Origin of the sequence: Isoptericola halotolerans (assembly GCF_003003075.1) — a bacterium.
GTDB classification, from domain to species: domain Bacteria; phylum Actinomycetota; class Actinomycetes; order Actinomycetales; family Cellulomonadaceae; genus Isoptericola; species Isoptericola halotolerans_A.
The window spans coordinates 34,382-60,015 of record NZ_PVTX01000014.1 but is presented as its reverse complement, the minus strand read 5'-3'; the positions used below and the strand labels follow the sequence as shown (position 1 = coordinate 60,015).

The following is a 25,634-nucleotide window of genomic DNA, read 5'->3' as shown; positions in this document are numbered from 1 at the left end:
ATGACAGACGACGCGCCCGTCACCACGGCCGCCTCGCCTGTCACCTCCTCCGGTCCGGCAGCCGGTGCGACCCGCGAGGGTCGCCCGGCCGCCGGACCGTCGGCTGGGGGGCGACGGGCGAAGCGCTCACAACGACGCAAGTACCTCGAGATCGCGTTCTTCGTGACGCCGGCTCTCGCGATGCTCCTCCTCTTCGTCGTCTGGCCGGTCATCACGGCCGTCCAGATGTCGGTGTTCCGGTGGAACGGGCGAGGTCCCCTGGTGGACTTCGTCGGGCTCGCGAACTACGTCTCGATCCTGGGCAACGACGTGTTCGTCGGCTCGCTCGTGAACAACCTGATCATCGTCGTGACGTCGATCGCCATCCAGCTCCCGCTGGGGCTGGCGATCGCCCTCCTGCTGAACCGCAAGATGTGGGGCCAGGGCGCGCTGCGGACGATCATCTTCGTGCCGTACGTCCTCGCCGAGGTCGTGGCCGGCGTCATCTGGTTCCAGCTGGTCCAGCCGCAGTACGGCGTGATCGACACGATCCTGCTCGCGGTCGGTATCGAGCCGCCCGCACAGGGCTGGCTCGGCGACATGGACCTGGCGCTGTGGACCGTCGTCGCCATCCTGACGTGGAAGTACCTCGGCCTGGCCGTGATCCTCTTCCTCGCCGGGCTCCAGGGTGTCCCGGAGGAGCTCTACGAGGCCGCCCAGCTCGACGGCGCCTCGTGGTGGCAGGTGCAGCGCCGGATCACCATCCCGCTGCTCGGCCCGACGATCCGGACCTGGGGGTTCCTGTCCATGATCGGGTCGCTGCAGCTCTTCGACATGGTCTGGATCCTCACCAAGGGCGGTCCCGCCAACGCCACCAGCACCATGGCGGTGTTCCTCGTCAACGAGGGCACGCGGAGCAACAACTTCGGGATCGCCGGTGCCGCCTCCGTGATCCTGTTCCTGATCGCGCTCGTCATGGCGGTGCTCTACCAGCGACTCATCCTGCGTCGAGACGCCAAGGGGGTGGCGTGATGACCACGTCGACTCAGATGCCCGCCGTGACCCCGCCGAACCCGCCGGCCAGGCGTCGCCGGGGCAGCGCGGGCAAGTTCCAGGGCGGCAACCCGCTCGTCTACGCGATCGCGTTCGTCGTCGTCTGCGCCACGCTCGGCCCCGTCGTCTACGGCGTGCTGGGCGGGTTCCGCAGCAACGGCCAGCTCACGCAGAACCCGGCAGCCCTGCCGGACCCGTGGATCTTCAGCAACTACGCGGGCGTGATCGCCAACCCGTCGTTCTGGCAGTACACGTTCAACTCGGTGGTGGTCGCCGTCGTCACGACCGCGATCGTCGTCGTCTTCGGCGTCATGGCGGCCTACCCGCTCGCCCGCTACACGTTCAAGGGGCGCGAGGCGCTGTTCATGGTGTTCGTGGCCGGCCTGCTGTTCCCGGCCACGGTCGCCGTCATCCCGCTGTTCATCCTGCTCACGCAGAACCTCGGGCTGGGCAACACCTGGTGGGGCGTGGCGCTGCCGCAGGCGGCGTTCGCCCTGCCGATGACCGTGGTCATCCTGCGGCCGTTCCTCAAGGCGCTGCCCCAGGAGCTGGAGGAGGCGGCGCAGCTCGACGGCACCAGCCGGATCGGGTTCTTCTGGCGGATCCTCATCCCGCTGTCCGGGCCCGGCATGGTCACCGTCGGCGTCCTCGCGTTCGTCGGGTCGTGGAACGCCTACCTGCTGCCGCTCCTGCTGCTGCAGGGCGACATGAAGACCCTGCCGCTCGGCGTCGCCGACTTCTCCTCCGAGCACTCCTCCGACACCGCCGGTGTGTTCGCGTTCACCACGCTCGCCATGATCCCGGCGCTCGTGTTCTTCCTGGCGATGCAGAAGCGCATCGTCAACGGACTGCAGGGCGCGGTGAAGGGATGACCGCGCAGAGAGAGGACCGCATGGCGACCGAGACCGTGATCGAGGGCGCGCCCGGGCCGGCACCTGTCGGCCCCCAGGTCTCCGACCGGGTCGCCGCGCTCCACGCGGAGATGACCCTCGAGGAGAAGCTCGCCCAGATCGTCGGCTACTGGCTCGACCAGGGCGGTGAGGTCGTCGCGCCCATGCAGGGCGAGATGGCGGCCGGCCAGGCGGGGTCCGACCGGCTCGGCGAGGTCACCCGGCACGGGATCGGCCACTACACGCGGGTGTACGGCACCCGCCCGGTGGACCCGGTGGAGCGCGCCCGCTGGCTGTGGGACGAGCAGCGCCGCCTCAAGGCGGAGACCCGGCTCGGGATCCCGGCGCTGGTCCACGAGGAGTGCCTGACCGGCCTCGCCGCGTGGAAGGCGGCGACGTTCCCGACGCCGCTGGCCTGGGGCGCCTCGTTCGACCCGGCGCTCGTCGAGGAGATGGGCGCCGTGATCGGCGGGTCGATGCGCACGCTCGGCATCCACCAGGGCCTGGCGCCCGTGCTCGACGTCGTGCAGGACCCCCGCTGGGGGCGCGTCGACGAGTGCATCGCCGAGGACCCCTACCTCGTGGGCACCGTGGGCACGTCGTACGTCCGGGGCCTCCAGGGCGCCGGCGTGCACGCCACCCTCAAGCACTTCGTCGGGTACTCCGGCTCGCGGGCGGGGCGCAACCACGCGCCCGTCTCCGCCGGACCGCGCGAGATCGCCGACACGTACTTGCCGCCCTTCGAGATGGCGGTGCGCGACGGTGGTGCGCGCTCCGTCATGGCCTCGTACAACGATCTCGACGGCGTGCCGAACCACGCGGCGCACGAGTACCTCACCGGGATCCTCCGGGAGCGGTGGGGGTTCGACGGCGTCGTCGTGGCCGACTACTTCGGCGTCGCGTTCCTGCAGGTGATGCACGCCGTGGCGGCGGACCGCGGTGACGCGGCCGGGCAGGCGCTCGCCGCCGGGCTCGACGTCGAGCTGCCGACGGGTGACGCCTACCTCGCCCCGCTCGCCGAGGCGGTGCGGGACGGCCGGGTCGACGAGGCGCTCGTGGACCGGGCCGTGCTGCGGGCCCTCGTGCAGAAGGAGGAGCTCGGGCTGCTCGACCTGGACGCGTTCACGGGCGAGCCGCCCCGCACCGTCGAGCTGGACTCGCCACGGCACCGCGCCGTGGCCCGCAGGCTCGCGGAGGAGTCCGTGGTGCTGCTGTCCAACGACGGCGTGCTCCCGCTGAGCGGGTGGACACAGTCGCCCCGCCGTGTCGCCGTCGTCGGGCCCAACGCCCACCGGGCCGACGCCCTGATGGGGTGCTACTCGTTCGCCAACCACGTGCTGGCGCACCACCCGGAGCAGCCCCTGGGCTTCGAGATCCCGACGGTGTTCGAGGCGCTGGGCGGGGCGTTCGCCGACGCCGGTGTGCAGCAGCCCACGCTGGTGCACGCCCGCGGCTGCGAGGTCGAGGGGACGGACACGTCCGGTTTCGGCGAGGCCGTGGCGGCGGTGGGGTCCGCCGACGTCGCGATCGTCGTCGTCGGCGACCAGGCCGGGCTGTTCGGCCGGGGCACCGTGGGCGAGGGCAACGACGTCGAGTCGCTCGACCTGCCGGGCGCGCAGCGCCGGCTCGTCGAAGAGCTGGTCGCCACCGGCACGCCCGTCGTCATGGTCGTGGTCTCCGGGCGCCCGTACGCCATCGACTGGGCGCTCGACGGCGACCGGCGACCGGCCGCGGTGCTCCAGGCGTTCTTCCCCGGCGAGGAGGGCGGCACGGCGATCGCCGGTGCCGTCGCAGGAGGGGTCGTCCCGTCCGGACGGCTGCCCGTGTCCCTGCCGCGTTCGGCCGGGGCGCAGCCGTACACCTACCTGCACCCGATCCTCGGCGGGCCGAGCGACGTCACGTCGACCGACTCCACGCCGGTGCGACCGTTCGGGTTCGGGCTGTCGTACACGCAGTTCGCCTACTCGGAGCTGGCGGTCGACGCCTCGGCGCCGACCGGCGGCTCGTTCACGGCGTCCGTCCGCGTGACGAACACGGGGGCCGTGGCGGGCGCCGACGTCGTCCAGCTCTACGGGCGCGACGTCGTCGGCTCGCTGCCGCGGCCGGTGGCCCAGCTGCTGGCCTACGAACGCGTCGAGCTCGCGCCGGGAGAGTCGGTGGTCGTCGCGTTCGCCGTGCCGACCGCACGGTTCGCGTTCACCGACCGCAGCCTCGAGCGCGTCGTCGAGCCGGGCGAGTTCCAGGTGTGGGTCGGCTCGCACGCCGCCGCGACGGACGGCGCCGGTCGGGAGGTCCTCGAGGAGGCCACGGGCGGTGCGATCACCAACGAGAAGGCGGTCACCCGCCGGGACCTGCCCGGGACGGCGACGCCGCGGGCGACGCTCACGCTGACCGGGCCGGTCCATCCGGTGACGGCGGTGGACGAGCGGATCGCCACCGCCGCCGTCGCGAGGTAGGGGCTCGCGCGCCGAGGTAGTGCGGCCGTCGCCGAGGTAGTGCGGTTCCCCCCGAGGTAGGGGCTCGCGCGCCGAGGTAGTGCGGCCGTCGCCGAGGGAGGGCGGCCGGGCGCGGGGTCGTGGGAGAGTAGACGGATGCGGGTCGACATCTGGCTGTGGGCGGTGCGGCTCTTCAAGAGCCGCTCCGTCGCGGCTTCCACGTTGCGCGCCGGCCGGGTGCGGGTGAACGGCACGGTGGCCAAGCCGGCGACGTCGGTGGCGGTCGGCGACCGCATCACCTGGCGCGACCCCCTGCGGGAACGCGTCGTCGTGGTCCGCGAGCTGATCCCCAAGCGGGTCGGCGCGCCCCTCGCCGTCAAGGCCTACGAGGACCAGAGCCCGCCGGTGCCGACGCGCGAGGAGCGTGCCGCCGTCGGGCTGCGGGAACGCGGTGCCGGCCGGCCCACCAAGCGGGAGCGGCGGGAGATCGACAAGCTCCGCGGACGACGGCGGTAGCCCGGCCGCACTACCTCGGCGCGCGAGCCACTACCTCGGCGACGGGCGCTGTCGGGCCCCCGGCCGACGCCGGGAGCGCGCGAGGGCTAGTGTCGCCAGCATGGTGAGTGAACGAGTGCGGGACCTCCTGGCCGACCAACCGGTGTGGGACGGGCACAACGACCTGGCGTGGGAGGCCCGCGAGCAGGTCGCCTACGACTGGGACCGGCTCGACATCTCCGGCTCGACGAAGGGCCGGACGCACACCGACATCCCGCGGCTGCGTGCCGGGGGCGTGGGCGCCCAGTTCTGGTCCGTCTACGTGCCGACCAATCTGCCGGGTGCGGAGGCCGTCGTCGCCACGCTCGAGCAGATCGACGCGGTGCACCGGATGGTCGCCCGCAACACGGACCAGCTCCAGCTCGCCACCAGCGCCGCCGACGTCGAGGAGGCCTGGGCGCACGGCCGGATCGCCAGCCTGCTCGGCGCGGAGGGCGGCCACTCGATCGACGGTTCCCTCGGCGTGCTGCGGATGCTGTGCTCGCTGGGCGTGTCGTACATGACGCTCACCCACAACGACAGCACCTCGTGGGCGGACTCCGCCACGGACGAGCCGGGCGACCACGGCGGGCTGAGCGGGTTCGGCCGCGAGGTGGTGCGCGAGATGAACAGCCTCGGCATGCTCGTCGACCTGTCCCACGTCGCGGTCGGCACCATGCACGCGGCCCTCGACGTCAGCGAGGCACCCGTGATCTTCTCCCACTCCAGCGCCCGCGCGGTCTGCGACGTGCCCCGCAACGTGCCCGACGACGTCCTGTCCCGCCTGGCGGACAACGGCGGCGTCTGCATGGTCACCTTCGTGCCGCAGTTCGTGACGCCGGAGGTGGCTCGCTGGAAGGAGCAGGCCGCCGAGGCCGCCGTGGCCGAGGGAGTCTCGGCCACCGACTACCCGGCCTTCCATCGCTTCCTGGCCCGCTGGCGGGAGACGAACCCGGCGCCGCCCACCCGGCTCGACGACGTCGTCGCGCACATCGAGCACGTGCGCGAGGTGGCGGGCGTCGAGCACGTCGGCCTGGGCGGGGACTACGACGGCGCGGACGGGTTCGCGCCGGAGCTCGCCGACGTCTCGGGGTATCCCGCGCTCCTGGAGGCGCTGGCGGACCGCGGGTGGACGGACACCGATCTCGGGCATCTCACCAGCCGCAACATGCTGCGCGTGATGCGCACCGCGGAGGGCGTGGCGGCCCATCTGGACTGAGGGCCCGGGCGTCGGGCGCCGGGCGGCGAGCTCAGACGCCGAGCGTCCGCGCGGACCAGGACAGGCCGAGCGCCTGGAGCACCTCGTGCGGGTCGCGGTCCGCGGCGTCGGAGTAGGCGCGCAGCGACATGACCGACGCCGTGAGCATCGTCGTCATCACCTGGCGGGCGAGCCGGGGATCCTGGCTGGCCTCGTCGAGCAGCTCCTGGACGATCCGTGACCGGATGCCCAGGTCGGGATCGGTGCACGCCGTCAGCAGCGCGATGGTGGTAGATCCGGCCTCTGAGAACATGACGACCCCCCGGTCTCGTGTGACTCCGGTCTACCCCACGCGCGAGCGTGGCGCGAGCCGGGGACGTCGATCTCCGGCGCCCGGGGATACCGACCGGTCACCCGGTACCGCTACGATCGGCCCGACGACCGCCGGGTCGTCGGACGGACAACACGACGGAGCAGACGTGGCGCGCGCGGACCGGACCCGACAGAGCTTGCCGGGGCGCCTGCTCCGCCGCACGACGACGGCGGCGCTCGCCCTCGCGCTGGGGCTCGGTGGGTTGCTCGTCGCACCGGCCGCCGTCGTGCCCGCCGCCGCCGCGAACGGGATCACCGAGGAGTCGCACGCCCGGTTCGTCGTCCAGGGCAAGGGCCGCGTCACGGCGGAGGTCACGACCACCATCACCAACGTCACCCCGGACCGCGGCAACACGTACTACTACTGGGACTCCTACGGCATCGGCGTGCCGGCGAGCGCCAAGAACGTGCGGGCCACGAGCGGCGGGTCGTCGCTGCCGGTGAGCTTCCAGGCGGAGCCCGAGGACCCCAACGTCCAGTGGGCCACCGCCCGGTTCTCGCCGCTGCGCTACGGACGCAGCCGCACCATCGTGTGGACGTACGACATCGGGGGCGCACCGATCCGCTCCGAGCGGTGGACCCGCGTCGGTCCCGGCTACGGCACCTTCGCCGCGCAGGCGACCGGCGATCCCGGCGCCGTCAGCGTCGAGGTCGTGGTGCCGAAGGCGATGACGTTCGACGCCACCGCCGACTTCACGCCCGACCAGCGGGGCAAGAAGACCGTGTACACGCTCGACGAGGCCACCGACGAGTGGGGCGTCTGGGCCGCCGTGTCGGTGCGCGACCCCGCCAAGACCGAGGAGAAGCAGGTCACCGTCGGCGACGCCGCCCTGACCCTGCAGAGCTTCCCCGGGGACAAGACGTGGCGGAAGTTCGCCGCCGACCGCGTCACCGTGGGCCTGCCCGTCCTGGAGTCGTTCCTCGGCGAACCGTGGCCGGGTCGCATCGCGGTCATCCGCGAGGACGTCTCCCCGCAGGTCCTCGGCTACGCCTGGTTCGACGACGTCGGTGACGAGATCGTCCTGGGCGAGGAGCTCGACGAGGCCACGCTCTTCCACGAGCTCGGCCACGCCTGGTTCGACGACGGACGGTTCGAGGGCCGCTGGCTCTACGAGGGCCTGACCGAGACCACGGCGTACCGCGTGATCGACGCCGTCGACGGCGAGGGCGAGCCACGCCCGGCGCCGAGCCGCCGGGCGAAGGTCGCCCTGCCGCTGGTGAACTGGTCCGAGACGGAGCGCGACCCGGCCACCGAGACGTACGCCTACGCCGCCGCGTACACCGCGGTGCACCGGCTGCTCGGGGACCTCGACGACGAGACGTTCACCGCCGTCGTCTCCGCGGCGTACGCGGGGGAGGGCGCCTACGAGGTGGCCGGCAGCACCCGCAACAACCACGGGCGGGTCGACTGGCAGCGGTTCCTCGACCTCGTCGCCGAACGGGGCGGCGTCGACGGCACGCGGGCCTACGAGAAGTGGGTGGTCGACGGCGACGGGGCCGATCTCCTCGCCGAGCGCGCCGACGCCCGCGACGCCTACGCGGAGCTCGACGAGTCCGACGGCGCGTGGCAGGTGCCGCTGGGGCTGCGGCGCGACATGACGAACTGGAACTTCGACCAGGCCGCGGACGAGGTCGGCACGCTCGAGGTGCTCGCACCGGAGGCCGTCGCCGTCCAGGAGGCGGCGGAGACCACCGGCCTCGGCGTCCCGGACACGGTGCGCGCCGCGTACGAGGACGCCGAGACCCCCGCCGAGTACGAAGAGCTCGGCAGCCTGCTGCCGCAGACCGTCACCACGATGGAGCAGGTCAGCCGCGCCTCGGCGGCCGTGGCGGCAGAGAGCGACCCGGTCACCGAGCTCGGCGAGCTGCTGCTCGACGCCGACGCCACGGCGGCCGGGTCGCGGGCCGCTCTCGCGGACGGCGAGCTCGACCAGGCGGCGGCGCTCGCGGAGGAGACCACCGCGCAGGCCGACCGCGCGCTGTGGATCGGCCTGGCCGTGATCGTCGGCGGTCTGCTCCTGCTCGCGCTCGTCGTGCTCGTGCCGGTGCTGCTGGTCCGGCGCCGTCGTCGTCGGCGAGCGGCCGGGCTGACGGCACCCCAGGTGGTGGCGGTCATCCCTGCGCCCGGTGCGGCGCCGGACGGCACCATGCCGGAGGACGCGACGGAGGACGCTACGGAGGACGCGGCCGACGGCGGCACGGACGACGCGAAGGCGCCCGTCGGCGGCTGAGCGCCTACTCGAAGACGGTGCGCTCGCCGCCCGGCGACCCGTCGGTGAGGTACCAGCGGAGCGTGGCGTCCTGCCACGGGTCGTCGCCCTCCTCGCTGCCCAGGGCCGCGCCCCAGACCACCCAGTAGCCGTCGACGACCTCCGCGTCGAACGGCAGGCCGTCGGTCGTGGTGACCTGGACGCGCGCCACGTCGTCCCCGGCGCGGCCGACGAGTGCCGCTCCGCGACTCCCGGCGCCGCCGTAGTCCGCCACAGCCTCTTCCTCGGCGGGAGATGTCTCGGGTTCGAGGGTCGTGCCGCCGCTGGCGAGCCGGACGCTGTAGGGCGGCCCGGCGTCCTGGAGGCAGAGGACCGAGGGCCCGGCGCCATCCGCCAGGAACGTGACACCGGCATCGTCCCGCACCTCCTCGAGGACGAGCCGCGGCGAGGAGGACGGAAACGTCATGCCGCACGCCTCGCGCCGCGCCTCGGCCAGCGGCGTGCTGGCGTCGACCCCCGGCCAGGCCTCGTCGAGCGCCATCGACCGTTCGGTGCCGTCCTCGAGCTGCCAGGTGAACCTCGGCTCCGCGTCCTGCGGGATGCGATCCTCCGGGGAGAAGAACGCGGACCAGTAGCCGTCGTCGGTCACCCGCGCCTCGACGACGCTGCGGGACGTGCCGTGGTCCCACTCGTGCGTGACCACCACGCCGGTGACGTTCGCATCGGCGACGCCCCACACGACGGGGGCGCGGCCTGTCGTGATGCCGCGGGGGAGGATCTCGTCCGCCGCCGGTTCGACGTCGGGCAGCGACCAGGTGGCGGTCGAGGTGAACCCGCCACCCTCTCCCCGGATCTCGGAGCACGCCCCGGCGAGCCCGCCGCCGTCGAGCACGAGGAGGGTCGTGTCGGTGGTGTCGGTGGACTCGCTCGCGACGGTGCGCCAGACCGGCTCCTCGGCGTCCTCGGGCAGCGGGCCGAGATGGCGCAGCAGCTGGTCCTCGCACGTGCTCTCGGGCGACGCGGGGAAGATCCCGGCCTCCCCGGGGAGGAGCACGATCCCGACGCTGACCACGCCGACGACCCCGGCAGCCGCCGCTGCGGCCCCGAGGTGCCGGTTCCGGCGCCGGCGGGCGGCGCCGAGCGGAGTGACGACGTCGTCGGGCGCGTCGTGGAGGTCGACCACGTGGGCGCCGTCGTGCGCTCGGCCTCGACGCGAGCCGCACCGCTCGTCTTCGGTGGTGTCGAAGACGGCGGAGCGCGCCGCCGCGAGACGCTCCGGGTCGGGGGAGGACGTCGGGGCGAGACGGGCGAGCCGGTCGTCGATGTTCGAGGTGCTCATGCGGACCTCCGGGTGGCTGGTGTGCTGCTGCCGACAGCGCGCAGCGCGGAAGAGTCGTCGTCGACGAACGCGGCCAGGCGGCGTCGCGCGCGGTGCAGGCGGACGTGGAAGGCCGCCGTCGTGCACCCGGCGACGTCCGCGGCCCGGGACGGCGCCAACCCGTCCCAGGCGACCAGGAGGAGCGCCTCGCGCTCCCGGTCGGTGAGCGTGGCGAGCCCGCGCAGCAGCTGGTCGCGCTCGGTGGCCAGGGACTCGGGCGACCCGGACACCGACGGTGCCGCGTTCTCGAGCCGGGTCAGCTCGGTGGTGAGCAGCCGCCGGCGCGCCTGGGACCGCGCCGCGTTGTACCGCAGGTTGCGCGCCACGACGAGCAGCCACGGCAGGGCCTCGGCCGGGACGTCGTCGAGACGCCGCCACGCGACGAGGAAGGTCTCGGACAGCAGATCCTGAGCGGTGTCCGGGTCGGTGTGGCGCAGCAGGTAGGCCTGGACGCGGACCGCGTGGGCGTCCCAGAGCGCGGCGAGGCGCTCGGCAGGATCGCCGTCGGCCGGTGCCGGGTCACCGGGGGAAGAAGTGCTCACACCACGTAGTGTCCCCGGCCGCGCGGGGCTTACGTGCCCCGATCGGGACCTTCGGCCCTCGCGGCAGGGCCGACGTACCCGCAGGTCAGGACCGTTGCACCCTGCCGTAGCGCGGTGCCCGACGGCGATGCTGAACGTGTCGCCCGGGAGAGAACCGGGCAGCGAGGGCCGGGCTCCCCCCGGCCGGAGGAGGAAGCCATGACCACCACCGTCCGGGGCGCGCAGAGCGTACCCACCGCACCGGAGCGCACCGCGTTGTCGCCCACCGCGGCGATCACGTTCGCGGTGCTCCGTCTGCTCATCGCCTTCCAGTTCCTGTGGGCCTTCGCGGACAAGACGTTCGGTCTGGGGCTGGCCACGCCGGCCGAGAACGCGTGGATCTCCGGCGGCTCGCCGACGGAGGGCTTCCTCAGCAACGTCGAGGGTCCGTTCGCCGACTTCTTCGGAGCGATGGCCGGGGTCGTCGTCATCGACTGGCTGTTCATGCTCGGCCTGCTCGGTATCGGTCTGGCCCTCGCGCTCGGCATCGGGATGCGGATCGCCGCCGGCGCGGGTGCGCTGCTGCTGGTCATGATGTGGATGGCCGCCCTGCCGATCGACGTCAACCCGTTCCTCGACGACCACCTCATCGAAGCCGTCGTCCTGATCGGTCTGGCTGCCGTCGCGGCCGGGGACACGTTCGGGCTCGGGCGTCGTTGGGCGGCGACCGACCTGGTCCGCCGTTACCCGATCCTGCGCTGAGCGGGCAGCGAGATCGTCCGTGCCGCTGACCGCCTCGGGGTCGTCCCCGACCTCGAGGCCGTCGGTGAGCCAGGTTCGGGGACCGCGGCTCGCGGTGCCCGGACCGGGACTTTCGGCCCATGAGGTCGGGACATGCGGCACTGCCGGTCCGATCCGGCGGCCGTGTCCGATGGAGAAGAGGGACCAAGGAGGACGTGATGAGCGAGCGACACGGAGTCGTCGTCGGCGTGGACGGCTCGACGGACAGCGACCAGGCGCTCTACTGGGCGGCGGCGGAGGCCGTCCGCCGAGGGACCACCCTGACCGTGCTGACCACGTACGACGTCACGACGGTCCCGGGCAGCGCCGGCTACGGGATCGGTCCGGACGCGATGCGGGACGAGGCCACCGTCGTCGTCGGACGGGCGGCCGAACGGCTGGCGAAGGCCCGCGAGGAGTGTGCCGGCCAGGTGCCGGAGGCCGACGACATCAGCTGGGAGACGGTGCGCGGGTCAGCGGCCGGCGTGCTGGTCGAGCACTCCGCGACGAGCGCTCTGCTCGTCGTCGGACGCCGTGGTCTGAACGCCTTCGACCGGGTCGTCCTGGGGTCCGTGTCCGCGGTCTTGTCGGCCAGGGCGAAGGGTCCGGTGGCCATCGTCCCGTTCGACCCCGTCGCGGCGGCCACGGCCTGCCCCGGCGACGTCGTCGGTGCGGTGTGGCGCGTCGCGGCCGCCGTCGACTTCGACGACCACCTCGAGCGGGTGCTCGACATCGCGTTCGAAGAGGCGCAGCACGCCGGGGTCCCCCTGCTGCTCGTCCACGCGCTCCACTCGGAGTTCATCGCCGGGCCGTACGCGATGGACACCGCGTGGGTGCACGAGTACGCGGAGGAGGCGACGGCTCGCCTCCACGACGAGCTGAGCCGGTGGGAGCAGAAGTACCCGACGGTGCCGACGACCATCGAGATGGCCCGCGGGTCGATCGTCGACGTGCTCACGCGACGGCTCAGCCGGCACGACCTCGTCGTGGTCGGCGGCCGGCCGCACGCGCCCATCCTCGGTCGGATCTTCAGGTCCGACGCCGACCGCCTCGGTCGGGACGTCGAGTGCCCGATCCTCGTCGCGCACGAACAGCGTTGACGACTCACGCCTCCCGCCTGACCGTGAATCCCCCTGAGACGGTCAGGCGGGCAGGGTCTGCCCGGCCCGGGGCTACCCGATCCAGCGCAGGGTGCGTAGCGTGGTCACCATGAGCGAACGGGCCGTGCGGGTCTTCCTCGTGGACGACCACGAGGTGGTCCGTCGCGGTGTCGCCGACCTCCTCGAGGCGGAGGACGACCTCGAGGTCGTCGGCGAGGCCGGGTCCGCCGCCGAGGCGCTGGCCCGGATCCCGGCCCTGCGGCCGGACGTCGCCGTGCTGGACGTCCGCCTGCCGGACGGCGACGGCGTGAGCGTCTGCCGCGAGCTGCGGTCGAGCACCGACGTCGCCTGCCTCATGCTCACGTCCTTCGACGACGACGAGGCCCTGTTCGACGCGATCCTCGCCGGCGCCGCGGGCTACGTCCTCAAGCAGGTGCGGGGGCACGACCTGCTGTCGGCGATCCGCACGGTCGCGGCGGGCGGGTCGACGCTCGACCCGCGGGCGTCCCGCCTCGTCATGGAGCGCATGCGGGCGCAGGACCACCCCGCGGCCGACCCGCTGGGGGACCTGACGGCCCAGGAACGGCGCGTGCTGGCGCTGATCGGTCAGGGACTGACGAACCGCCAGATCGGTGCCGAGCTCTTCCTCGCCGAGAAGACGGTCAAGAACTACGTCTCCAGCGTGCTGGCGAAGCTCGGCCTGGAGCGCCGGGTCCAGGCGGCGGTGCTCGCCACCCGCCTCGAGCAGCGCCCGTGAGCCCGCGGCCCTGAACGGTCCCGCCGACGACGGACGGTCCCGCCGACGACGGCCCTACCCGTCCAGCGGGACGCGCCAGCACAGCGTGGTGCCCGGCCGCGCAGATGCGACGGTGAGCGTCCCGCCCAGCTCGAGGGCGCGGCGCTCGAGGTTCGCCAGACCGCTGCGCCGGGCGTCGGCGGGGATCCCGCGGCCGTCGTCGGACACGGTGAGGACGACGTCGTCGCCCGCGACGAGCTCGACACCGACCCGCTGGGCGCCGGCGTGCCGGGCGACGTTGGACAACGCCTCCCGGAGCACCGCCACGAGGTGGTCCGCCGTCGGGGGCGGTACCAGCGTGTCCACGGGGCCGGCCATGTGCAGCGCCGGGGTGAAGCCCAGGGCGTGCGACGCGGCGTCGACCTCGGCCACGAGGCGGGCGCGCAGGCCCACCCGCCGGACCGTGCCCGTGGACGGCTGCAGCCCACGGATCGTGGTGCGGATCAGGCTGATCGTCTCGTCGAGGTCGGTCACGGCGCGGCCTACCCGCTCCGCGTCGGCCGTCGCGTCGGACCGGTCCTGCAGGCGACGGCCGACACCCTCCAACGACAGACCGGTGGCGTAGAGACGCTGGATCGCGAGGTCGTGCAGGTCCCGGGCGATGCGGTCCCGGTCGCGCACGACCGCGAGCCGTTCGGCGTCGTGGCGTCGTTCGGCGAGCTCGAGGGCCACGGCTGCCTGCGCGGCGAACGCCGCCAGCGCGTCGATGACCACCCGCGGGAAGGGCGGCGTGCCGAGCCGGCGCCCGACGGTCAGGACGCCGGACGTCCGGCCCGGCCCGCCGAGCGGCAGCGCGGCCAACGGACCGACGACGCTCGGCGGGTTGAACGAGATGGTCTGACGGCGGTCCGACGCGGCGTCGTGCGTGACGACCGGCCGGCCCGCGGCGTAGGCCTCGGCGGCGAAGGTGCCCTCCAGCGGGGCGAGCGTGCCGACCAGCCCCTCCGTGCCGGGACCGTGGGCGGAACGTACCTGGAGGTGGTCGTCCTGGTCCACGGCGACGGTCGCCAGGACCGCCACGTCCGCTCCGGCGACCTGCATCGCCTCCTGCGCCACGGCGTCGAGCACGAGCTCCGGGGGATCGCCCTCCAGGACCCGCCGGGAGATCTCGTCGTTGCCGCGTGCCCACCGCTCTCGCAGCGTCGCCTCGTCGTACAGCCGGGAGTTCTCGACGGCGACGCTCGCCGCGGAGGCCAGCGCCTCGACGAGGCGCTGGTCGTGCGGGCTGAACTCCCCGCCGCCGCGCTTGTCCGTGAGGTAGAGGTTGCCGAACGGTCTGCCGTGGACCTGCAGCGGCACCCCGAGGAACGACCGCATCGGTGGATGGTGGGCCGGGAACCCGACCGATCGGGGGTCCGCGCTCATGTCGGGCAGCCGCAGCGGGACGGGGTGCCGGATCAGCTCACCCAGGAGCCCGCGTCCACGCGGGTAGGGACCGATGGCCCGGATCTCCTCCTCGCTGAGCCCGGCGGTGAGGAACTGGGCGATCCGGCCGTCCTCACCGATGATGCCGAGGGCCGCGTACCGGGCGTCGGCCACGTCCGCGGCCGTCTGCACCACGCGGTGCAGGGTGCCCTCGAGCTCGGGTCCACGACCGACGGAGAGCACGGCCTCGAGCAGGACGTCCACGTCGTCGGTCATGGGCCCACCGTAGCGGCGCGCGAGCTGTCCGGCCCGGGACCTTCGACCCGCCGGGAGGGGGCGCGCGCCCCTGCCGGAGGCCTGCGGCGCCGTGGCGTACTGGTGCCAGGAGCGAAGGAGGACGCCATGAGCACCACGCGGTACGGAGTGGTCGCCGGGATCGACGGGTCGTCGGCCGGTGACCAGGCCCTGGAATGGGCGGCGGCCGAGGCTGTGCGTCGTCGGACGTGCCTGACCGTGGTGACCGCCTACGAGGTCACGGCGACGCCCTCCGCCGACGGGTACGGCCTCGGTCCCGCAGCGCTGCGGGCGGAGGCGCAGGACGTGACCGACAGGGCGCTGCGTCGCCTCGCGGAGAAGCGACGCCTGCGGCCCGGCTCGGTCCCCGACGACATCGACGCCCAGGTCGTCGAGGGGGCGCCCGCGGGGGTCCTGGTCGAACGGTCGGCCGTGGCGGACCTGGTCGTCGTGGGACGGCGCGGGCGGCACGCCCTCGACCGGCTGGTGCTGGGCTCGGTGTCGTCGGCCGTCTCGGCGATGGCCCGTGGCCCGGTCGCGGTGGTGCCGATCGACCCCGTCGCGCTGCAGTCCGCGTGCCCGGCCGACGCCGTCGGGCCGGTGTGGCGGGTCGTGGCCGCGGTCGACTTCGACGACCACCTGAACCGGGTGCTGGACCTGGCGTTCGACGAGGCCCGGCACGCCGGGGCGCCGTTGGCGGCCGTGCACGCGCTGACCAGGGACCTCGTCGCGGGGCCCTACGCCGCGGCGGGCGGCTGGGTCCACCAGTACCAGGACGAGGCGCTCGCGAGCGTGCACGACGAGATGCGGCGCTGGGGGGAGAAGTACCCCGGTGTGCAGTGGTCGGTCGAGCTCGGGCACGGATCGTGCGTCGACGTCCTGGTCTCGCGCCTCAGCCGCCACGACCTGGTCGTGGTGGGCGGGCGCCGGCACACGCCGCTGACCGGCCGCGTCCTGCGGTCGGTGGCCGACCGGCTCACCCGCGACGTGCCCTGCCCCGTCATCGTGGCGCACGGTTAGCCCCGGCGCCCGCGAACCTCCCGTCTGGCCGCTACCGCCTCGCGGTCAGGCGGGAGCCTCGTCGTCCGGCAGGATGCGCTGGAACAGCGCGTGGTCCTGCCAGCGGCCGGCGATGCGCAGGTACTGCGGGGCGGTACCGATGCGTGCGAAGCCGGTGCGATCGAGCACCCGCTGGGAGGCCGTGTTGTGCAGGAGCGTCGCCGCCTGCAGCCGGTGCAGCCCGAGGTCGTCGCGGGCGAAGACGGCGACCGCCTCGACCGCCGCGGTCATCACGCCGCGTCCGGTGAGGTCGGAGGCGAGCCAGTAGCCGAGGTGAGCGTTGCAGAACGATCCTCGGACGACGTCGCTCAGCGTGACCCGCCCGACGACGTCCGCCCCACGGGTCAGCACGAAGGGCGTGCTGCGCCCGTTGAGGTGCTCCAGCAGCTGCACGGGGATGCGGGCGGCGTGATAAGCGGCCTCGTAGAACGCCGCGGGTCGGGCCGGCTCCCACGGCTCCAGGTGCTCGCGGTCGCGGCGGTAGGCGGCGGCGAGGGCGGGGCCGTCGTCGCGGTGCAGGAGCCGCAGCGTCACGCCGGCCGGCAGCGCGACCGGAGGAACGTCGTCGGGCACGGTGCTAGCCCTCCTCCGAGCGCAGCCGGGGCTCGGTGCGCAGCTCCGGGTTGTACCCGGACTTGTCGGCGTAGAAGGCGCGGATCCGGTCCATGTCGGCGCCGACCTCGCCCGTGAGCTCGAGCGTCGGCCCGAGCCCCGTGGTCATCGTGGTGCGGTCCACGTAGCCGAGCGTGACGGGCAGGCCGGCCTCGCGGGCGATGCGGTAGAAGCCGGACTTCCAGCCGTCGCCCGAGCGCGTGCCCTCCGGGGTGACGACGAGGTGGAAGACCTCGCCGCGGGACACGTGGTCCAGCACGTCGACGACCACCCGCGAGGGGTCACGGCGGTCGACGGGGATGCCGCCGAGCGCCCGCATGAGCGGGCCCTTCCAGCCGTTGAACAGCGTGTGCTTGCCCAGCCAGCGGATGTCCAGGCCGAGCCGCCACGAGATGGCGAGCATCAGCACGAAGTCCCAGTTGGACGTGTGGGGCGCACCGATGAGGATGCCGGCCCGGTCGGGCGCCGGCTCGCTCCGCAGGGTCCACCGGCTGAGCCGCCAGAAGAGGCCGGCGACGGCGCGTCGCAACGTGGTGAGCATCGACCGATCTTAGTCGGGTGCCGGCGGGCTCTCGAGCGCGCGCAGCCGCTCGGTGATCTTGATGAGGATGGCGACCACCGGGGTGGACAGCGCGGCCCCGAGCAGGCCGAACAGCGCACCGCCGGCGATGGTGGAACCCAGGATGACGATGGGGTGCATCTTCAGGGCACCCTGGGTCATGAAGGTCTGGATGATCGTCTGCACGCCGTTCTGGGCGACGAGGATGACGACGAGCATGACGAGGGCGGGGACCACGCCGCCGGACCCGAGCGCGATGAGCACCGCGAACGCGCCCGAGACGATCGCGCCGATGAACGGCACGTACGAGGTGATGAGCGTGACGACCGCGATGGTGAAGGCGAGCGGGAGGTCGAGCAGCCAGGCGGCGACGCCGACGATGACGGACACGACGACGCTGGATGCGGTCAGCGCCAGGAAGTACCGGCGCATCGCCCAGGTGCCGTCGTCGATGATCCCGGCCCCGACGTCTTCGGCGACCCCCAGATGGCGGGCCGTCCAGCGCATGAGGACGTCCCAGTCCGCCAGGATGAAGTAGAGCAGGAACACGCCGACGAACGTGCCCATCACCAGCGCCGCGGTCCCCGAGAACACGTTGCCGAGCTGAGCGGTGAAGCCGGAGAGCAGCATCGTGCCCCACTCGGGGAGGCCGGTCGCCTCGCCGGCGCCGACGTCCGGGAGCTCGACCCCGAGGTCGGCCGCCCACGCCTGGAGGGCCTCGAACCCCTCGGTGAGCTGCCGGCCGATCTCGGCGGCCTGCTGCACGACGCCGCGGACGGCCAGGCCGAGGGTCCCGGCGGCGACCGCGAGCAGCCCGAGCAGCACGACGAGCGCGGCGAGCGGCCGCGGCATCCACCGGCCGAGCCACGAGCACAGCGGGGCGAACAGCGCGCCGACCACCAGGGCGACGACCAGCGGGATCACCAGCCCGGAGATCATCGACGTGCCGAGGTACACCGCGACCGAGGCCAGGGCCAGCCCGACGAACGCCCAGGCGCGGCGTCCCCAGCGTTCGAGGGTGGACCCGTCGTGCCCGACGGCGGAGGCGGCGGCAGGTGGCATGGACCTGAACCTATCCGAGCGGGCCCACCCGGGCTCGCGCGTCCCGGCGCGCACGGAGCTCGGCGATCCGGGCCCGGCGCTCCTCGGGGCTCAGCGACGTCGGCGCGACGTCCGGCCCGTCGCCCGGACCGACGCCGTGGAAGCGCCGTCGCCAGGCCCGCCGGCCCAGCACGACGCTCCACGCGGCCAGGCACGCGGCGCTCACCAGCAGGACGGTCCGGGCGGGCACCGGGACGTCCGAGGCCAGACCGACCAGCGTCAGCAACCAGGCACCGCCCGCCGGCAGCATCGCGACGAACATGTGCCCGTCCGGCAGCCAGCCCGAGGCGTACCACCGCATGAGCGAGCGGGTGGTCCGCGACGGGTGCGCGGGCTGCAGCGAGAGCGCGACGCCGGACGCCGTCGGCAGGCCCAGAGCGTCGCCGCGCCCGACCCGTCGCGTGCGGGACAGCGGCTCTGCGGCGTACCGGGGCCGTAGGGAGCGGCCGACGTACACGAACGACAGCGCGGCCAGCGGCCAGGTGGCGCACGGCAGGTACCAGAGCACCCCGGGTCCCCAGATCGCCACCAGCAGCGGCACGCTCAGCGCGAACGCCGTCATCTCGCCGGGCTGGGTGGTCAGGTCCGCCCAGATCCCGCCGACCTCCATGGTGCCCTCGAGGGCGACGAAGACCAGGATCCCCGGACCCAGCGCCAGCACCACGACGCTCAGCGCCGTCCACACGAGCCCGACGAGGAGGTAGCCGAGGGGGCGGAGCGCCCGCCGGGCCGGGGTGACGGTCACCTCGGCTCCGGCAGGTCCGGCCCGCTGTGCGTCCTCGATGTCCCGCGCCATGTCCGTCTCCTCGTCCTCGGCCGGCGAGGGGCAGGCTATCCGCACCGCGTGGTCGACCGAGGCCGCACCCAGTCCTCACGCACGGCCCACGCCGGAGCGTCGCGGGACGGCTCGCCACAGACGGGCCCACTGCTCCGCGCGCAGGTCTCGCGGCAGCGCCCTCGCGGTCACGCCGCAGTCGGCCAGCAGCGTAGCCGACGCGCGACGGGGCAGACCGGCCGCACCGGTGAGGACGTCGGCCAGGCTGCGTCCCCGCCCGGTGAAGACCCGACGGACGAACGCCTCGTAGGCGCGGCGTTCGCGGGCCGGGACGAGCGGCTCCGGGCGGCGCGTCGCGGTCAGGAGGCCGCCGTCGACCCCGGGGACGGGCCGGAAGTGCCGTGCCGGGACCCGGTCGTGCAGCGCGAAGGTGAACCAGGGGGCGGCCTGGGCGGTCATCATCGTCGCCCCACCGACACCGGCACGCTTGCGGGCCACCTCCCACTGGGTGAGCAGGACGGCGTGGCGCCAGGTGTCGCGGCCGAGGAGCCGTCGTAGCACCGGTGTGGTCAGGTGGAACGGGACGTTGCCGACGACGACGGGTCGGTCCAGCGGGTGCCGCAGCACGTCGGCATGCTCGACCCGGACGGTCGGGAGGCGACGGCGCAGCGCCCGGACGCGGCGTTCGTCGAGGTCGAGCGCCGTCAGGTCCCGGCCGAGCCGGGCGAGCGGGACGGTGAGGGCGCCGTCCCCGGCCCCGATCTCGAGGACGGGGCCGTCGGTGGCGACGACGAGGGCGACGAGACGGTCGATCGTGGGGCGGTGGACGAGGAAGTTCTGGCCGAGCTCATGGCGGCCGCCATGGTGTGAACGGGTGGGCACGGGTGCGCTCCGAACGAGAGAAACGGAGCACCCCGACAGGCGTCAGGACATGACGAGGTGACGCGCGGCCGGGGTGCGAGGACGTCCCGGACGACGGCGCGTGGCGTGGTGGACCCGCGGACGCGCCGTCAGGCGCGGCGGTCGCGGAAGAGCAGCGCCGTCGACGGCGCGCAGCACAGTGTTCCCATGGCCGGCACCCTAGGGCGGGGCCGAGACCCGGTCCAGCGGATATCGGGGTGAGCCGTCGTCGGGGCCGTGCCGCGTGCCAGGATCGGGGCATGGACACCGGGGAGCAGTGGAGCGACGTCGACGACTACCTGGCCGGTGAGCTGGTCACCGAGGACGAGGCCCTGGTCGCGGCGCGTGCGCTGGGACGGGAGCGGGGGCTGCCGCCGATCGAGGTGGCACCGAACCAGGGCGCCTTCCTCGCGCTCGTGGCACGGATGGCGGGCGCGCGACGCGTCCTCGAGCTGGGGACGCTCGCCGGGTACAGCACCATCTGGCTCGCGCGGGCCGTCGGCGCCGAGGGGCACGTGACCACCGTCGAGCTGGACCCGCGGCATGCGGAGGTGGCGCGGGAGAACCTCGACCATGCCGGTGTCGGTGACCGGGTGCGGATCCAGGTGGGGCCGGCGCTCGATGTGCTCGCCGAACTGGCCGACGCCGCGCACGAGCCGTACGACCTCGTCTTCATCGACGCCGACAAGGCGAACATGGCCGCCTACCTCGAGCTCGCGCTGCGGCTGACACGCTCCGGCAGCGTCGTCGTCGGCGACAACGTGGTGCGCCGGGGCGCCGTCGTCGATTCCTCGAGCGACGACCCGAGCGTTCGGGGCGCACGAGCGTTCCTGCGCGCACTCGGTGCCGACCCGAGGCTGGAGGCGACGGCGCTGCAGACCGTCGGCTCGAAGGGCTGGGACGGGTTCGCGATCGCGCGCGTCCGCTGAGCGGCCGGTCTCAGCCGAGATCCCGCTCGATGACGCGGGCGGCGGCCGCCGCGCCGTCCTCGTCCACGTAGGCCTCGCTGACCTCGGCGGCGGCCGTCCGCACGGCGGGGTCGAACAGCGCGCGGTGAAGTGCCGTGCGGAAGCCCTGGGTGCCGACCCGGCGCGGCGAGACCGCGACGGCGTTGCCGCGCTCCTCGCAGCGGCGCACGTGCCAGGTCTGCTCCGGCTGCAGGCCCATGCCGACGAACGGCACGCCCGTCGCGCACGCGGTCTGCACCGTGCCCTGGCCGCCGTGCAGCACGGCGGCACCGACCAGACCGCCGAGGCGGTGGGCCGGCAGCAGGTCGGTGACGTGGACGTTGGGCGGCAGGACGTCGTCGTCCCGCAGGTAGTGCCGCACCGGCGCGACGACGTTCACCGGCAGGTCGCCGAGCGCCCGCGCCGTCCGCAGCACGAGCGACCTGCTCGCCGACGACCCGAGCCCGAGGTACACCAGGGGTTCCGGCGCCGCGGCCAGCTCCTCCACGACGGGCGGCACGGGGGTGTCGAGGTGGGCGAAGATCGGGCCGACCCGCTCGAAGTCGTCCGGCAGGTCGAAGCCGTCGAGCTCCCAGTCCATCTCGGTGAGCAGGTTGTGGTCCGCGCGGATCAGCTCGGCGACGCTGCGCGGCGCGGGGACGCCGTTCTCCCGCGCCACGGTGGCGAACGCCCTCGGGGCGAGCGGTGCGGACGTGTAGACCCAGCGGAAGGCCGACGTCGCGGCCCGGTCCGCGGTCCTGGCCAGACCGCTCGAACCGGCGACGAACCCCATCCGCGGCGTCTGCCGGACCTGCGGAGCGGTCAGCGCGAACGGCACCGGGTAGTACAGCGGGACACCCTCCGCCGTCGCCGAGAGGAACGACGTGAGGTTCGAGCCGGTGACCACCGCTCGGGCGCCGGTCTCGCGGACGAGGGCCCGCTCGACCCGCACCCGCTCGCGCACCAGCTCCGTGGTGAACGGGCTGCGGAACGATCGCCCCTGGTCGAACGCGAGCGCCTGGTCCCGCTCGGCACGCGTCCAGGCGGGCTCGCACGCCCGGTAGCTGAAGCCGGCGTCGCGGACCAGGTCGACGTAGTCGTGCTCGTAGCCCATGAACACCGGCGAGTGCGCCGGGTCGAGCGCGCGGGCGACCTGGATCATCCGCGTGGTCTCGGCCAGGTTGAACATCACCGGGCAGAACAGGACGGTGCTCATGCGTGCCTCTCGTCGAGGGATGCGGGTCCGGACGCCGTCCTCAACATGTCACCTGCGACCGGGCGGCGCCAGTCTCCCGACAGGCGCGCTCCGCCGTCCGATCAGTACGGCGAGAAGCCGCTGAGGTAGCCCCAGCCGTACACGGCGGCACACAGTCCGGCGAAGGCCGCGAGAGCGACGGCGCGCAGCCGCGTGCGGCGCGGGGACGTCGTCGACGGTGGTGACGTGGCGGCATCACGCCGCGCGACCGCTGCGACGACCATCACGAAGAGAGCGATCAGCGCGACCGTGCCCGCCACCATCACGACCGCGGCGTCCTGGGGGAGCGCGGGGCAGCCCGCGGGCGCGTCGTCGTCGGGGCAGGTCCGCCAGGGTTGCAGGAGGAAGACGAAGGTGACCACCGCGGCGACGGCGGCGGTCGACGCCGCTCCCCGGACGGTGGCTGTCAGCGCCCGCGGTCTCATCGGCGCAATGTAGCGCAGTGCCGCTCCGACCCGCCTCAGCTCGTCGTGTCCTCCGGGACCTCGATGTCCGGGACCTCGACCTCCGGGAGGTCGGGCACGTCGAGCTCCGGGATGTCCGGGACCTCCAGGTCGAAGGTCGGGATGTCGATCGGCTCGCGATCCTCCCAGTCCTCCATCTGCTCCCGGTTGTCCCGCAGGGCGCAGCTGATCCAGGTGTAGCGCGACCCGCTGCAGGTCGGGTCCGAGTCGCCGGAGTCCGGCGTCGTGGCGTACCGCCCGTCGGCGTCGTGCTCGTTCGGCAGGACGGGCACGTGTGCGACGGCGACCAGCCCGGCCGCGCCGAGCGCCACGGTGGCCAGGGCGAGGACCGCGAGGCCGCCGGCACCGCGCGCACGCCCGGCGACCGCGGTGCGCGCGGTGCCCACGCTGCCCGCGGGTTCGGCACCCTCGCGACGTAGCGCCGTGCCGAGCGCACGGAGTCGCCAGACGACCAGGACGCCCGGGAGGAGCCACGCGACGGCGCCGAGAGCCGCGACGGGCAGCGCGTCCGGACGGGCAGACCCCGCCGCGGCGGCAGCGCTGAGCAGCGCGACGAGCGCCACCACCACGGCCCGGCGCACCGTGGCCGCGCGGTAGCTGCCGCGCAGCGCGTCGGCGCGGGCCAGACCGAGCTCCGAGGCGGCGAGGTACCCGGAGCTCCGCGCGTGCCGCAGCATGGTGCCCGCCAGCACGGCCGACCCGGTCCCCGCGACCAGGAGGGCGAGCGCGAGGAGGACGAGGAACCACCGGACGGCGACGGCGTCGCGCAGCCCGAGGAGGGCGGCCAGCGCGAGGACCGAGCCCACCCAGCCCACCACCAGCCCGGCCGCGCCGAGCCGTCCGGACCAGGTGCCGTCCAGCAGGCTGCGGCGCACCAGCACACGGGGCACGTGGCGCAGCACCGACCAGGACCGCAGCGCGGAGACGCCGAGGGCCACGGCGAGCACCACGGCCCAGACCCGCAGGGAGCCGTGCAGCGAGTCGCTCATGAACCACGCCACGAGGAGCGCGCTGGCCGTCAGCACGGCGACGGCGGTGTCCATCGGTGCGAGCAGCCGCTGCCAGACGCGCAGGAACAGCACGTAGCCCGCCTCGGCGTGCTCGGGGTTCTGCGCGAGGATCCCGACGAGCGCGCGGGAGTGCTGCCCGTCGTCCACCGAGAGCTGGGCGTCGGCGTAGAGCAGGCCCTCGTGCTGCGGTGCCGTCGCCAGGCCGTGGCGCACGAGGGCGCGGGCACGGTCACGTTCTCCCAGCCGGACGTGGATCGACGCGGCGCCGAGCAGCCGGCTCGGGTTGTCCGGCTCGAGCTCGAGAGCCCGGGCGACCCGGTCCCTCGCCAGCTCACGGTCCCGGGGCCGCGCGCGACCGCTCAGGAGGACGTCAGCGTGCTGCACGAGCGTCGCGGCGTCGTCGGGCCGGAGCTCGAGCGCGCGCTCGACGGCGGCACGCGCCTCGGCGAGCCGTCCACAGTTCTGCAGGGCGACGGACAGCAGCACGTGGCCCTGCGCGAGGTCCGGCGCTCCGGCCACGACCTGCTCGAGGATCCGCCGTGCGTCCGCGGAGCGCTGCAGACGCAGGTGCAGCCAGCCCGACGTCAGGTGCAGCCGGACGTCGTCCGGGTGCTCGGCCAGCGCCGCGGTGATGCCGTCGAGCGCCTGCTCGGGCCGGCCGGCGTCGACCAGCATCTCGGCACGGGTGACCTGCCCGGCCACCGGGTCGTGCCCGGGCGGTGACCCGGCGGTCACAGCATGTGGCGCGAGCGCAGGTACGCCGCCAGCTCGTCGTAGCGTCCGTCGTTGTTGGCGAACGACACGACGTTGCGCGCCGACTGCAGCCACGCCGTCGTCGACGGGCGCACCTCGGCCAGGGCTGCCTGGACGTCGTCCATGGAGATGGGGCGGATCTCGCCGCTGGCGATCGAGTCGGTCATCGCCTTCTCGGCGGCGGAGGCGCAGAGGTGCTCGAGGTCGGCACCCGAGAACCCGTCCGTCTGGTCCACGATCGTGGACAGCGAGATGCCCGCGACGGGCCGGCCCTCCAGGTAGTGGTGCAGGATCGAGCGGCGTGCCGGCGCGTCGGGCGGGAGCACGAGGATCATGCGGTCGAACCGGCCGGGCCGCAGCAGGGCGCTGTCGACGTCCCAGGGGTGGTTGGTCGCACCGAGCACGAACAGCCCGTCGTTGTCCGACCCCATGCCGTCCATCTCCTGCAGGAGCTGGTTGACGACCGTCCGCATGCCCGACGACCCGGTGTACTGGGTGCGCTTGCCCCCGATCGCGTCGACCTCGTCGAGGAACAGGACGGCGGGCGCCAGCGCCCGGGCGCGCTGGAAGAGCGAGTGCAGGTTCTGCTCGCTCTGTCCGAGGAACTTGTCGAGGACGTCCGCGAGGGTCACGGTGAGGAACCGCGCGCCGAGCTCGCCGGCGATCGCCCGCGCCATGAACGTCTTGCCCGTCCCGGGCGGCCCGTACAGCAGGAGCCCGCCGCGCAGCGACTTGCCGAACGCTTTGGCGATGGCCTGGTGGCGCATCGGTTCGAGGAACGCCTCGCGGATGCGCTTCTTCACGGGCTCCAGCCCGCCCACGTCGTCCAGCGTGATCGTCTCGTGGGAGACCTCGAGCAGGCCGTCGGCCGAGGGGCTCTCGTCGCGGGCGGGGACGAGGGGCGCCTCGTCGGCCGGGCCCGCGGGCATTGCGTCGTCCACGAACGGTTGCGGCACGTCGACGCCCAGCTCGGCCTCCACCCGATCCCAGTCGAAACCACGAGCGCCCGACGACGTCGCGTCCTCGGCCGGCGCCGGCGGGTCCGCCGGTGCTCGGGTCGTCAGCGCGGTCGCGGCCTCGGTGACGAGGGCGAGCGCGGCGCCGTCCGCCGGGTCGAGACGCAGGGCCGTGCTGGCGTTCTCGAGCGCCTCCGTGTGGCGGCCGTGCTCCAGCAGCAGGCGGGCGTACTGGACGCGCAGGGGCGCGTTCTCGGGGGCGGCCTGCACGGCCACGGCCATGTGCTCCAGGATGTCGGACACGGGAGGGGCTCCTCGGCTGGCTGCAGGACACGGGG

At 73.9% G+C, this 25,634-nt stretch carries 24 protein-coding genes; 11 read left to right on the top strand and 13 right to left on the bottom strand.

Annotation, left to right across the window (positions count from 1 at the left end):
* The 5 genes from BCL65_RS16795 to BCL65_RS16775 all read left to right on the top strand — a co-directional run bounded on the left by BCL65_RS16795 (position 1) and on the right by BCL65_RS16775 (position 6,110).
* Complete coding sequence (locus BCL65_RS16795; RefSeq protein ID WP_106269686.1) at positions 1 to 1,011, top strand: carbohydrate ABC transporter permease; 1,011 nt, start codon at positions 1 to 3, stop codon at positions 1,009 to 1,011.
* The gene (locus tag BCL65_RS16790; protein ID WP_106269668.1) at positions 1,011 to 1,904 is read left to right on the top strand and encodes a carbohydrate ABC transporter permease; all 894 of its coding nucleotides are present in this window, start codon (positions 1,011 to 1,013) and stop codon (positions 1,902 to 1,904) included. Before BCL65_RS16795 ends, BCL65_RS16790 begins: the two co-directional genes overlap by 1 nt.
* Positions 1,905 to 1,924: 20 nt before the next feature.
* Positions 1,925 to 4,378: a beta-xylosidase/alpha-l-arabinosidase gene (locus BCL65_RS16785; RefSeq protein WP_106269667.1), complete on the top strand. Its 2,454-nt coding sequence runs from the start codon at positions 1,925 to 1,927 to the stop codon at positions 4,376 to 4,378.
* Between the two features lie 135 nt (positions 4,379 to 4,513).
* Entirely contained in the window at positions 4,514 to 4,873 is a 360-nt protein-coding gene (locus tag BCL65_RS16780) for an RNA-binding S4 domain-containing protein (RefSeq protein ID WP_106269666.1), read from the top strand.
* A 100-nt stretch (positions 4,874 to 4,973) separates the two neighbouring features.
* Complete coding sequence (locus BCL65_RS16775; protein ID WP_106269665.1) at positions 4,974 to 6,110, top strand: dipeptidase; 1,137 nt, start codon at positions 4,974 to 4,976, stop codon at positions 6,108 to 6,110.
* A 31-nt stretch (positions 6,111 to 6,141) separates the two neighbouring features.
* Here BCL65_RS16775 and BCL65_RS16770 read toward each other — a convergent pair whose 3' ends face one another.
* Entirely contained in the window at positions 6,142 to 6,402 is a 261-nt protein-coding gene (locus BCL65_RS16770) for a hypothetical protein (protein WP_106269664.1), read from the bottom strand.
* Positions 6,403 to 6,568: 166 nt separating this feature from the next.
* Between BCL65_RS16770 and BCL65_RS16765 the strand changes: the two genes are divergently transcribed.
* Positions 6,569 to 8,692, top strand: a complete 2,124-nt coding sequence (locus tag BCL65_RS16765; RefSeq protein WP_106269663.1) for a hypothetical protein — start codon at positions 6,569 to 6,571, stop codon at positions 8,690 to 8,692.
* Between the two features lie 4 nt (positions 8,693 to 8,696).
* On the opposite strand, the gene BCL65_RS16760 is transcribed toward BCL65_RS16765, so the two are convergent.
* Positions 8,697 to 10,010: a hypothetical protein gene (locus tag BCL65_RS16760; RefSeq protein WP_106269662.1), complete on the bottom strand. Its 1,314-nt coding sequence runs from the start codon at positions 10,008 to 10,010 to the stop codon at positions 8,697 to 8,699.
* A complete protein-coding gene (locus BCL65_RS16755; RefSeq protein WP_106269661.1) occupies positions 10,007 to 10,591 on the bottom strand; it encodes an RNA polymerase sigma factor in 585 nt (194 codons plus the stop codon). The genes BCL65_RS16760 and BCL65_RS16755 overlap by 4 nt, the downstream gene beginning before the upstream one ends.
* A 198-nt stretch (positions 10,592 to 10,789) precedes the next feature.
* Between BCL65_RS16755 and BCL65_RS16750 the strand changes: the two genes are divergently transcribed.
* The 3 genes from BCL65_RS16750 to BCL65_RS16740 all read left to right on the top strand — a co-directional run bounded on the left by BCL65_RS16750 (position 10,790) and on the right by BCL65_RS16740 (position 13,207).
* Positions 10,790 to 11,332: a hypothetical protein gene (locus BCL65_RS16750; protein ID WP_106269660.1), complete on the top strand. Its 543-nt coding sequence runs from the start codon at positions 10,790 to 10,792 to the stop codon at positions 11,330 to 11,332.
* Between the two features lie 197 nt (positions 11,333 to 11,529).
* Complete coding sequence (locus BCL65_RS16745; protein WP_165800058.1) at positions 11,530 to 12,450, top strand: universal stress protein; 921 nt, start codon at positions 11,530 to 11,532, stop codon at positions 12,448 to 12,450.
* 109 nt (positions 12,451 to 12,559) lie between these two features.
* Entirely contained in the window at positions 12,560 to 13,207 is a 648-nt protein-coding gene (locus tag BCL65_RS16740; RefSeq protein WP_106269685.1) for a response regulator, read from the top strand.
* Positions 13,208 to 13,261: 54 nt separating this feature from the next.
* Here BCL65_RS16740 and BCL65_RS16735 read toward each other — a convergent pair whose 3' ends face one another.
* Positions 13,262 to 14,887 (bottom strand): sensor histidine kinase, encoded by a 1,626-nt coding sequence (locus BCL65_RS16735; protein WP_106269658.1) that lies wholly within the window; start codon positions 14,885 to 14,887, stop codon positions 13,262 to 13,264.
* A 126-nt stretch (positions 14,888 to 15,013) separates the two neighbouring features.
* On the opposite strand from BCL65_RS16735, the gene BCL65_RS16730 reads away from it, so the two are divergent.
* Positions 15,014 to 15,925 carry a universal stress protein gene (locus BCL65_RS16730; protein ID WP_106269657.1) on the top strand — a complete coding sequence of 304 codons (912 nt, stop codon included), beginning with the start codon at positions 15,014 to 15,016 and terminating at the stop codon, positions 15,923 to 15,925.
* Positions 15,926 to 15,970: 45 nt separating this feature from the next.
* On the opposite strand, the gene BCL65_RS16725 is transcribed toward BCL65_RS16730, so the two are convergent.
* The 5 genes from BCL65_RS16725 to erm all read right to left on the bottom strand — a co-directional run bounded on the left by BCL65_RS16725 (position 15,971) and on the right by erm (position 19,893).
* Complete coding sequence (locus BCL65_RS16725) at positions 15,971 to 16,537, bottom strand: GNAT family N-acetyltransferase (protein ID WP_106269656.1); 567 nt, start codon at positions 16,535 to 16,537, stop codon at positions 15,971 to 15,973.
* Between the two features lie 4 nt (positions 16,538 to 16,541).
* Positions 16,542 to 17,117, bottom strand: coding sequence for a 1-acyl-sn-glycerol-3-phosphate acyltransferase (locus BCL65_RS16720; RefSeq protein ID WP_106269655.1), 576 nt, complete (start codon positions 17,115 to 17,117; stop codon positions 16,542 to 16,544).
* Positions 17,118 to 17,126: 9 nt separating this feature from the next.
* Positions 17,127 to 18,197 carry an AI-2E family transporter gene (locus tag BCL65_RS16715; RefSeq protein ID WP_125206573.1) on the bottom strand — a complete coding sequence of 357 codons (1,071 nt, stop codon included), beginning with the start codon at positions 18,195 to 18,197 and terminating at the stop codon, positions 17,127 to 17,129.
* Positions 18,198 to 18,207: 10 nt separating this feature from the next.
* Positions 18,208 to 19,032 (bottom strand): hypothetical protein, encoded by an 825-nt coding sequence (locus BCL65_RS16710; protein ID WP_106269653.1) that lies wholly within the window; start codon positions 19,030 to 19,032, stop codon positions 18,208 to 18,210.
* A 75-nt stretch (positions 19,033 to 19,107) separates the two neighbouring features.
* On the bottom strand, positions 19,108 to 19,893 hold the full coding sequence (gene erm / locus BCL65_RS16705) for a 23S ribosomal RNA methyltransferase Erm (protein WP_106269652.1): 786 nt from the start codon (positions 19,891 to 19,893) through the stop codon (positions 19,108 to 19,110).
* 278 nt (positions 19,894 to 20,171) lie between these two features.
* Between erm and BCL65_RS16700 the strand changes: the two genes are divergently transcribed.
* Complete coding sequence (locus BCL65_RS16700; RefSeq protein ID WP_106269651.1) at positions 20,172 to 20,840, top strand: O-methyltransferase; 669 nt, start codon at positions 20,172 to 20,174, stop codon at positions 20,838 to 20,840.
* A 10-nt stretch (positions 20,841 to 20,850) separates the two neighbouring features.
* Here the strand turns inward: BCL65_RS16700 and BCL65_RS16695 are convergent, their stop codons facing one another.
* From BCL65_RS16695 to BCL65_RS16680, 4 genes are all read right to left on the bottom strand, one after another.
* Positions 20,851 to 22,074, bottom strand: coding sequence for a glycosyltransferase (locus tag BCL65_RS16695; RefSeq protein WP_106269650.1), 1,224 nt, complete (start codon positions 22,072 to 22,074; stop codon positions 20,851 to 20,853).
* A 101-nt stretch (positions 22,075 to 22,175) separates the two neighbouring features.
* Positions 22,176 to 22,538, bottom strand: a complete 363-nt coding sequence (locus BCL65_RS16690) for a hypothetical protein (RefSeq protein WP_106269649.1) — start codon at positions 22,536 to 22,538, stop codon at positions 22,176 to 22,178.
* 35 nt (positions 22,539 to 22,573) lie between these two features.
* The gene (locus BCL65_RS16685; RefSeq protein ID WP_106269648.1) at positions 22,574 to 24,322 is read right to left on the bottom strand and encodes a tetratricopeptide repeat protein; all 1,749 of its coding nucleotides are present in this window, start codon (positions 24,320 to 24,322) and stop codon (positions 22,574 to 22,576) included.
* Complete coding sequence (locus tag BCL65_RS16680) at positions 24,319 to 25,599, bottom strand: ATP-binding protein (protein WP_106269647.1); 1,281 nt, start codon at positions 25,597 to 25,599, stop codon at positions 24,319 to 24,321. Before BCL65_RS16680 ends, BCL65_RS16685 begins: the two co-directional genes overlap by 4 nt.
* Between the last annotated feature and the right edge of the window lie 35 nt (positions 25,600 to 25,634).